Origin of the sequence: Sporosarcina beigongshangi (assembly GCF_033485195.1) — a bacterium.
In the GTDB taxonomy this organism is placed as follows: domain Bacteria; phylum Bacillota; class Bacilli; order Bacillales_A; family Planococcaceae; genus Sporosarcina; species Sporosarcina beigongshangi.
The window spans coordinates 1-9,872 of sequence record NZ_JAWLIR010000068.1; the positions used below are offsets into that span (position 1 = coordinate 1).

A 9,872-nucleotide genomic window follows, 5' to 3' on the forward strand; every position below is an offset into this window, starting at 1 on the left:
ATGAACTAGTAAAGCCGCTTTTTAAATATTTTTTGAGAATACTATAAAGATAAAAATATTGAATTAGATAAGTGAACTGAGTGTAGGCGATTTATCAGCAGTAGCTGAAGTGTAGTTGAAGAAAAGCACTGACCCTATATAAGTAAGACCACAAGTCTAGAATGACTTGTGGTCTTACGTTACTATCTATTATCTTCGGTATAACCGTCACTTTCAAGATAAGGTATGTCGCCAATGGAAGACTCGATTCCTTCATTATCCAGTTCGGCCTCGTATTGTTCGGATGCATCAGATCTAACGAAACCGCGTGATTGTCCGCTTATGTCTGTGCCTGTGAACTCCTCAATCACTTCCGCTGCTCCGTCTTCGATATCATTGTCGTATAATGTGTTATAGCTATCATGGTCGCCCGTGAAGTCAGAAGGGGTTTCCGAGGTACCAAACTTTGCGATTTCTTGGAAGCTGTCTTCGCCATCGCGAGCTGCACCGTGCCTTCTATTGGCAAACGAATTCGAATTGGCCATAATCAGGATATCTGCTTCAACAGGTGGATCATTGGGTACTTCTCGATCAGTAGCATGATCGATGCAATGAGTTGTGTAAGGGACAGCCTCAAGCCGTTCAAATGGAATATCTTTTTTACATACTTCACACTCCCCATATGAGCCTACTTCCATCGCTTCTAAGGCGTCTTCCACTTTTTCTAACTCAGAGTTCGCGTGTACGTTTAAAGCCATGTCTTTTTCGCGTTCAAACAGTTCTGTGCCCATATCTCCAGGATGGTTATCGTATGTCGACAGTTCTCCAACAGCATCTTGTGCACTTTCTTTACTATCGGTTTCTTCAGCTGTTTCGGCCAAATGCTCCTTCATTTCCAGTAACTCTTTTTTTAGCGTTGCTAGCTGTTTTTCATTCAGCACGTTTTGTCACGTCCTTTTTGGTAATACCTACAGTATGTGCAAAATTTATTGAATTGATTAATAAAAAGCCTGAAACACCAAATAGAATTGATGTTTCAGGCTTTTGAGTTATAAAATATATCCGATAAGTATGCTGATGCCGAGCAATAGAGCAAATAGTGTGTTTGTCACAGCCGTATTTTTCATGGCAGGCATGACTTCAAGTGGTTGCGTATATTTTCGAAAGACGCTTATTGCTGTTGCAGGCTTTCGTATGCTTAGGAGTATAAGAAGTGCCCACGGTGTAAGATGACCGAAGAGAATGAGTGCAATAATCCAGCCATAAGATATGATGAAAAAGAACATTAAGATTGTGATGGCGTTGGGTCGGCCAACAAGGATAGCGAGTGTTTTCCTACCACCTTCAGTATCCCCTACAATATCACGAATGTTGTTCGCCATCATGATACCGCCGACAAGTAGCATACTTGGAATTGAAAGTAGCACTGCTTCAGCTGTGACGGTTCCCGTTTGGATATAAAAAGCAATGAGGATGAGCAACATGCCCATCACAATACCCGATACCAGCTCTCCAAAAGGTGTATAGGCAATTGGATAGGGCCCACCGGTATAAAAATAACCAATCATCATGGACAAAACACCAACAACTGCGAGTAGCCATGATGTCTCCATACAAATATAGATACCAATGAGAACGGAAATTCCATATAGTAGGAAGGCGAGATTTAATACAGTTTTTGGTTTGATACCATTGCGGACGATTGTGCCCCCGATACCGATGGAATGCTCTGTATCAAGACCACGTTTGAAATCATAGTATTCGTTGAACATATTTGTTGCCATTTGGATGAAAATACTGGCAATTAACATAGCGAAGAATAAAGGAAAATGGATGTTGTCGCCAGGTAACGCAATCATGGTACCAAGAAATACAGGAGCGAACGCTGCTGTTAGGGTATGTGGACGTGTCAGTTGCCACCAAATACGCCATCCTGTATCTGCTTTAATTGTCTGTTGCAAAATTTTTCTCTCCCTATCATTTTGTACTATAACCATTGTACTCTAAATTCGACAAAGTGGACATGCTGCCTGCTTATTATGTGCTGTAATGTCGAAAATTCGGTATGATAGAATAAAGGTATTAGTATATAACGAGTTGAATGAATGTACGGAGGGAAAATGATGAACCGGAAGTTGACTGCTACGCGCAAAAGCCAAGTGAAAATTGACAATCATGCAGTACGATTTTTTACGGAAACCATTGATGCGGGGCGAATTTCACCACTTGCATTTTTTGAAGCGGGGGATTCCTGCTATATAGAGAAACGTTTTTATTGGCAAAATGGAGATAAAACGATGACGCTCGTCGGAATAGGCCATGCGACTGTACTAACGAGTGATAGTGCCGAGGAACGCTTTCAACATATTTCGATGGCCTGGAATCGTTTGCGGGCTGCGCTTATTAAAGAAGAAAAGGATATGGATCCTGTGTTGTTTGGAGGTTTCTCCTATGATCCAAAAAGTATTAAGGAGACGGAGTGGGAAGCATTTCCGTCTGCTTATTTCGTAGTCCCTTCTTTCCAATTGACCATTAAAAACGGGAAGACGACGATTTCCATCAATCTAGTGACGGAAAGCAGTGAGGCGGCAGAGGAGTTCGATCGATTGCGAGATGAACGGGATCGCTTAATTCATATTGCGCAAGTGGAGGATTTTAATCTGTTAGCAAAGCCGGAAGTTGCATCTATTGAGGAAATTGCGAAAGATAACTACATGCAGGCTGTTGCAGATGTGACGGATAAAATCAAAAAAGGAATTGCTGAAAAAGTTGTTATCGCACGCTCGGTACAGCTTAATTTTGCTGAAGAAGTACCAGCTGTCACTGCATTACACCATATTTCAAATGAACAGCAGGAAAGTTATCATTTCGGTCTACAAAAAGAGGGGCAACTGTTTTTCGGTGCTACACCAGAGCGTTTGATTGAAATATCGAATGGACGGGCGTACTCGGCCTGTGTTGCGGGATCTATTAAACGTGGCAAGTCTGCAGCGGAGGACCGGGAATTTGGTGAAGAATTGCTCGAGGATCATAAAAATCGGGAAGAGCATCAATATGTTGTCAATATGATTTCGCAAGTATTTCAGGCTTTTTGTACAAATATTGCGATGCCTAAAGCACCAAAACTTATGAAAATTCGTGATATCCAGCATTTATTTACCCCGATTGAGGGGACAGTGGAGCAAGGAACTGACATTTTTAGTTTGGTTCAAGCCCTTCATCCGACACCTGCGCTTGGTGGAGTTCCGACAAACATATCGATGGACATCATTCGATCTGTGGAAAATATGGATCGGGGATATTATGCTGCGCCGATTGGCTGGACGGATACGGCAGGCAACGGTGAATTCGCAGTGGCAATCCGTTCCGCTTTACTGGACGGTAATCGTGCGTATTTATACGCTGGTGGTGGAATTGTTGCCGATTCTGAGCCGGATAAAGAATATGATGAAACATGGGTTAAATTTAGACCGGTTATGCGGGCGCTTGGAGGAAAATTGAATGGATAACCGTAGTGTACTGACGGATTATGTACGGCGAATGACAGGTGCGCTGATGAATGCAGGTGTGAAAGCAGCGGTCGTTAGTCCGGGTTCCCGTTCAACGCCACTTGCCTATGCACTTGCTTCGACAGACAATCTAGATGTTTATATGCAAGTTGACGAACGTTCGGCAGCCTATTTTGCACTTGGCTTGGCGAAGGCATCTGGACAACCGGTCGTATTACTTTGTACATCAGGTACGGCTGCATCAAACTATCATCCAGCCATTACAGAAGCTTATTATGCGCGCGTTCCACTCGTCGTTATAACAGCGGACCGTCCGCATGAATTAAGAGAAGTGGGAGCACCGCAGGCGATAGATCAGATTCGCATGTACGGTGAGCATGTAAAGTACAGTGTGGATATGCCTTTGCCAGAAGATAATTCGGACATTCATGATTTTATTGATCGGCATATTAGCAGGGCTTTGTCAGTTGCGACAGTAGCGCCTTCTGGACCGGTTCACTTGAATGTACCATTCCGGGAACCACTGTTGATCGATTTCGATCGAGCAACGCCGATCTCGACGTTTAGTCAGCGTATCACTGGGAGCACTGCTTTAGATCCAGCTACAGTGCAACTCATAATGGACATGCTTGCGAAATCGGACAGGGGGCTTATTGTCGCAGGTGAACTACCAATTGGTGTGGATAAACAAGCGTTTTGGCAATTTGCCAGTGCGTTACAATGGCCTGTGTTGTGCGATCCGTTATCCAATCTACGTTCAGAGATACCCGAGCAGTGTGTAGCACTATGTATCGATCATTATGATGCTCTATTGAAAAGTACTGTTTTTAGCGATAAAGTTACTCCAGATACCGTTATTCGATTTGGCGCACAGTCGGTGTCCAAGCCGCTAGCGCTCTATTTAAAAAAAGTAAGACCTTCGATCGTTATTGCTGTGGATGAATCACCAGAATTCCGGGATTCACTCGGTATTGTTACACATCATGTTCAAACAACACCGGAAGCGGTTTTCCAAATTATTGTGAGTAAACGAAAGACAGCTTATTCGGAGTTATGGGCTACAGCGAATGAACTAGCATCTGATGTGACGAGTCGTTATAAGGGAGTCACTGGTGATGAAGGGATCTTTGCAAAAATGCTAATTGAGCATTTGCCAACGGGGAGCGATTTGGTCAGCGGTAGCAGTATGCCGATTCGCGATATGGATACATTTTTCAGAGCAACAACGAAAGATGTTACTATTTTCGCTAACCGGGGAACGAATGGTATTGATGGAGTAGTGTCAACAGCGTTTGGAATTCAGACCGCACGCAAGCGACCGACATGGTTATATATAGGTGATTTGTCGTTTTTGCATGATGTCAATGGTTTGATTGTCAGTCGTTTTCATGACACGGACTTGACGATTGTCATTATGAATAACGATGGCGGTGGAATTTTCTCTTATCTTTCACAAGCTGGGGTTACGAATCACTTTGAAGAATTATTTGGTACGCCGACTGGTTTAACATTCAACCATATTGCAGCGATGTATGATGCACAATATGCCGCTGTCAAGTCTGTCGAAGAGTTTGAAGCAGAGCTTTTGCGTGTCAAAGACAAGTCTGTACGCATTATCGAAGTGTTTGCGGATCGCCAAGTGAATGTGCAAGCGCATCGTAATCTGTGGGCACAAATTACAGAGAGGCTTGAACGTGATGTCTGATAGAGTCGTGAACGTTCGGGGAATAGACATCCATGTCGTCATGCAAGGCGAAGACAGCTTGCCGACGATTGTCCTATTGCATGGCTTTACGGGGAGTACGACCACCTGGCAGGAAGTCACCGAGCTGTTTAAAGGGAAATTTCGTACAGTCGCGATTGATTTAACAGGTCATGGGAAAACGGCGGCACCAAAAGAGATTGCTCGTTATGCGATGGAACAGCAAGTAGAAGATCTTGAAGCGCTTTTTGACATACTGTCGCTCAATCTATTCACGTTGGTTGGCTACTCCATGGGAGGTCGCGTTGCACTTGCATATGCGGTTCAATATCCAAGACGAGTATCATCACTTATCCTTGAAAGTTCTTCACCAGGGCTCAAAACAGTTGAAGAGCGGACAGAGCGTGAGGTGGCAGATAATCGTTTGGCAGATAGAATCTTAGAGGACGGCTTACCGGCATTTGTGGATTTTTGGGAGAGTATTGCGTTGTTTGATTCACAACGAGTGTTGTCAGAGGAAAAGAAGTGGTCAATTAGAGAAGAGCGACTTAACCAGCGTGAAATGGGTCTTGCAAACAGTTTAAGAGGGATTGGAACAGGCAGTCAACCGTCGTATTGGCAGCAACTCCATACGCTCAATTTCGCCATTATGCTCATAACGGGAGAACTCGACACAAAGTTCGTAAATATTGCCCGGGAAATGATTTGCAAATTCCCGAATGCACGCAATGAAACAGTTGCAAATGTTGGACATGCAATACATGTGGAAAATCCCGCTGTATTTGCTACAATGGTAGAGAAGCATATTTTAATTTGAATCAGCAAAGCGGTTCCACCGATTCAACCTAAAAGCCTCCGACGGATGTCACAAATTTCGACGAGGCGAAATGGATAGCTTTAAAATCGAGGAGGGTCTATATGACACGTCAATGGGAAACACTTCGTACATACGAAGATATCAAATACGAAAAGTATAGTGGTATCGCAAAAATAACAATTAACCGTCCGGAAGTGCGCAACGCATTCCGTCCAAAAACCGTAATGGAACTAATCGATGCATTTTCGCGCGCACGTGATGACGCGAGCATTGGTGTGATTGTTTTAACAGGTGAAGGCGAGAAAGCATTCTGTTCAGGTGGCGATCAATCTGTACGTGGTCACGGTGGCTATGTGGGCGATGACGAAATTCCACGTTTGAACGTACTTGACCTACAACGTTTAATCCGTGTGATTCCGAAGCCAGTTGTGGCAATGGTTGCTGGTTATGCAATTGGTGGCGGACACGTTCTACACGTCGTTTGTGACTTGACGATTGCGGCAGATAATGCGCGATTTGGACAAACTGGACCAAAAGTAGGTTCTTTCGATGCCGGTTACGGTTCAGGCTACTTGGCACGTATTATCGGTCATAAGAAAGCACGTGAAATTTGGTTCTTATGCCGTCAATACGACGCACAGGAAGCGCTTGATATGGGACTTGTCAACACGGTTGTACCATATGCGCAACTGGAAGACGAAACCGTTCAATGGTGTGAGGAAATGCTTACAATGAGTCCGACTGCACTTCGTTTTGTTAAAGCAGCAATGAATGCAGATACGGATGGTCTTGCAGGCTTGCAACAAATGGCGGGTGACGCTACACTATTGTATTACACAACGGATGAAGCGAAAGAAGGCCGCGACGCGTTTAAAGAAAAACGTCAACCGGACTTCGGTCAATTCCCACGTTTTCCTTAATAAACGACACAATAAAAAGCCGCCTAATTCATCGGGCGGCTTTTTTTCTGACTGAACGGAGGATGAAAAATGATTCCAAATTGGCTTATGCAGCGAGCGTATTTGACGCCGGACAAAACAGCGTTATCCTTTGAGGACGAAACCTGGACATTTATCGAATTACAAGAGAGATCAATGCAACTTGCACGGAAACTGACAGCCAACGGTTTAACGGAAGGGCAGCGCATTGCATTACTTGGTCGATCCAATGCAGACATGGTATTCATCATCCACGCTTGTATGCTAGTTGGACTTGAAATAGTCATGTTAAATAGCCGACTGAAAACTAAAGAAATGGAGTGGCAACTGGAGGATTCAGGTGCTAGCGTAGTAATTGTTGCAGATGAAATGAGTGAAGCAGTCACTGACTTGGCTGTCCCTCAACTTCCGTATTCGACAATAGAACGGAGTGCAGAACAGCGGTTTGACGTTCAAGAACTCTGGACAGCAGACCGAACGATTACGATTATGTATACATCTGGCACGACAGGCTTCCCGAAAGGTGTCCGTCAAACTGCGGGGAACCATGTTTCCAGTGCGCTGTCCTCCGTTCTTAATCTTGGTCTACACGACAATGATGTGTGGCTTTGCGCGATGCCGTTATTCCATATTAGTGGGTTTTCAATTCTAGTTCGATCAGTTCTTTACGGAATGGAAGTCAGATTGTACGAGAAATTTGATGCCTGTCGAGCGGCGCAAGAAATTCGGGATGGTTCAGTGACGAGGATGTCTGCTGTGTCACTCATGTTGGGCAGAGTCCTTCAGGAATTTGAAAAGGACAATGCAATGGCTCATCCTTCCTTCCAAACAATACTTGCAGGGGGCGGATCGTTGCCAGTAAATTATTTAGAACGAGCGGCTCAGCGCAACATTCCCATTTCTCAAACATATGGCATGACGGAAACGAGTTCACAGACGGCGACGCTGGCGGCAGGCGATGCGATACGTAAGATGGGTTCCGCAGGTAAACCGTTGTTTTTTAATCAAATCAAGATAAAGGGTGCGGCAAATGCTCGGGATAAAGGGGAGGTACTGGTACGTGGCCCACATGTGACGCCAGGATATATCGGTCGGTTTGCAGATACCAATCCGCTGGAAGATGGCTGGCTACCTACGGGGGATATTGGTTATTTTGATGAAGAAGGCTATTTGTATATTGTCGATCGACGGTCTGATTTAATTATTTCAGGCGGTGAGAATATCTATCCTGCGGAAATTGAAAATGTCCTCGTGGCACATCCAAATGTTAGTGAAGTGGGCGTATGTGGACAAGAGCATTCTGAGTGGGGAAGTGTGCCAGTAGCATTTGTTGTAGCAACGGAAGATGTCACGGTGGAAGAATTGCTATTGTTTTGTGAGGAGCGATTAGCACATTATAAAGTACCGAAAGCGTTTCGCTTTGTCGAAAAACTACCGCGTAATGCATCGAATAAGTTGTTACGGCGGGAATTGAAGGAATGGTTGGACTGAATATGAGTATTTTTGAGCAGTAAGAGAAACTGTTAGAATTGTCTTGGCAAAACTCTAAACTGTCATGGCAAATTGTGAAACTGTAAGGACAACTGCCAAAACTGTAATGGTAGATCGTCAAACTGTAAGTACAACTACCCGAACTGTCATGGCAATAGCTAAGTTAATCCAAATTAAAAGACTGTGCTGCATACCGGAAGTCATCCCAATATGTAGCACAGTTTTTATTGTATTATTCGCCGCTCAATGCTTGCCTCAACGTTTCAATATTCCGTTCCATCAAGGAGAAATAGTCTTCGTTATGCTTCACATCATCGTCTGTCAACACGCCAAGATTATGCAGTGTAAGTGCTTCGGCTCCAATTTCCTTGCGTATAACCTCTGTTGGTTTGGATGAAACATTTTGTTCAAATAAGATATAGCGTACATTTTGTTCTTTGGCCAGTCCAACAAGCGTTGCCAATTGTTTTTGCGAAGGCTCACTTTGTGAGTTCAAGCCTGCAATGGCGACTTGCTCAAGGCCGTAGGGCTCAGCAATGTAACCGAATGCCGCATGGGAGACAAAGAATGTTTTAGAGGGTGCATTGGTTGCCATTTCTTTGAATTTGCCATCGAGATTGACTAAATCACTTTGCAACTGCTCGAAGTTTTTCTCGAACTCAGATGCCATTTCAGGTGCTTCTTCAACTAAAGAGTTTTTGATGGAAGCCGCGAGTTCGACACTCAGTTTTGGAGAAATCCAAACATGGGGATCAAGTTGGCCGTGATTGTGTCCCTCTTCATCATGACTTTCCTCTTCAGGGTCATGTCCTTCTTCATCATGGACCTCCTCTTCAGAATCATGTCCCTCTTCATCATGACCTTCTTCAAGCATTCCTTCAGAAATACCCTCTGCGGTCGCAATCATTTTGACATGTTCATTTTTTAATGTCTTTTCTGCATTTTCTACAAAACCCTCTAAACCGAAGCCGATATAGAAGAATAAATCGGAATCCGCGAGTGCGATCATATCTTTTTGGGTAGGATCAAAGGTATGTTCATCAGCTCCAGGTGGGTAGATGGATTTGACATCAACGTGCTCGCCGCCGATTCGTTCTGTAAAGTATTGCAAGGGGTAGACAGTTGTATAAACAGCAAGTTTTTCGCTGTCGTTTGTCAGTTGTTCTGTATCCGCACCTTTATTGCCACAAGCAGCAAGTAGCAGTATTGTCAGTAATGAAATGACGACAATCATTTTTTTGTTCATAAGAAAATCTCCTTCATTCAGTTAATAGTAATCATTACGATTTAGGTAACTCGCTTTATTATCATACAAGAGAGTTGTTCATTTGGCAACTGGAAAGAGAACTTTATTTTCATTCAGCAGAAGACTCCACCACTATAGGTGGCGAGGTGAATGCGATTTTGTTTCCCTGTTCAGTGGGTGTCCAAACGCC

At 43.9% G+C, this 9,872-nt stretch carries 8 protein-coding genes; 5 read left to right on the forward strand and 3 right to left on the reverse strand.

Annotated elements, in window-relative coordinates; genetic code table 11:
* Positions 1-182: 182 nt before the first annotated feature.
* Together R2B77_RS17540 and R2B77_RS17545 are read right to left on the reverse strand one after the other, a co-directional pair.
* Positions 183-920: a TraR/DksA C4-type zinc finger protein gene (locus tag R2B77_RS17540; RefSeq protein WP_203246986.1), complete on the reverse strand. Its 738-nt coding sequence runs from the start codon at positions 918-920 to the stop codon at positions 183-185.
* A gap of 108 nt (positions 921-1,028) precedes the next feature.
* Positions 1,029-1,976, reverse strand: a complete 948-nt coding sequence (locus R2B77_RS17545) for a 1,4-dihydroxy-2-naphthoate polyprenyltransferase (protein WP_404830764.1) — start codon at positions 1,974-1,976, stop codon at positions 1,029-1,031.
* A gap of 126 nt (positions 1,977-2,102) precedes the next feature.
* Between R2B77_RS17545 and R2B77_RS17550 the strand changes: the two genes are divergently transcribed.
* From R2B77_RS17550 to R2B77_RS17570, 5 genes are all read left to right on the forward strand, one after another.
* A complete protein-coding gene (locus tag R2B77_RS17550; protein WP_203246988.1) occupies positions 2,103-3,488 on the forward strand; it encodes an isochorismate synthase in 1,386 nt (461 codons plus the stop codon).
* On the forward strand, positions 3,481-5,193 hold the full coding sequence (gene menD, locus R2B77_RS17555; protein WP_203246989.1) for a 2-succinyl-5-enolpyruvyl-6-hydroxy-3-cyclohexene-1-carboxylic-acid synthase: 1,713 nt from the start codon (positions 3,481-3,483) through the stop codon (positions 5,191-5,193). The genes R2B77_RS17550 and menD overlap by 8 nt, the downstream gene beginning before the upstream one ends.
* Positions 5,186-6,007: a 2-succinyl-6-hydroxy-2,4-cyclohexadiene-1-carboxylate synthase gene (gene menH / locus R2B77_RS17560; protein WP_212391384.1), complete on the forward strand. Its 822-nt coding sequence runs from the start codon at positions 5,186-5,188 to the stop codon at positions 6,005-6,007. Before menD ends, menH begins: the two co-directional genes overlap by 8 nt.
* Before the next feature lie 101 nt (positions 6,008-6,108).
* Positions 6,109-6,927: a 1,4-dihydroxy-2-naphthoyl-CoA synthase gene (gene menB / locus R2B77_RS17565; protein ID WP_203246991.1), complete on the forward strand. Its 819-nt coding sequence runs from the start codon at positions 6,109-6,111 to the stop codon at positions 6,925-6,927.
* A gap of 69 nt (positions 6,928-6,996) precedes the next feature.
* Positions 6,997-8,436 carry an o-succinylbenzoate--CoA ligase gene (locus R2B77_RS17570; protein ID WP_203246992.1) on the forward strand — a complete coding sequence of 480 codons (1,440 nt, stop codon included), beginning with the start codon at positions 6,997-6,999 and terminating at the stop codon, positions 8,434-8,436.
* 232 nt (positions 8,437-8,668) lie between these two features.
* Here the strand turns inward: R2B77_RS17570 and R2B77_RS17575 are convergent, their stop codons facing one another.
* On the reverse strand, positions 8,669-9,682 hold the full coding sequence (locus R2B77_RS17575) for a metal ABC transporter solute-binding protein, Zn/Mn family (protein ID WP_203246993.1): 1,014 nt from the start codon (positions 9,680-9,682) through the stop codon (positions 8,669-8,671).
* Positions 9,683-9,872 lie beyond the last annotated feature (190 nt).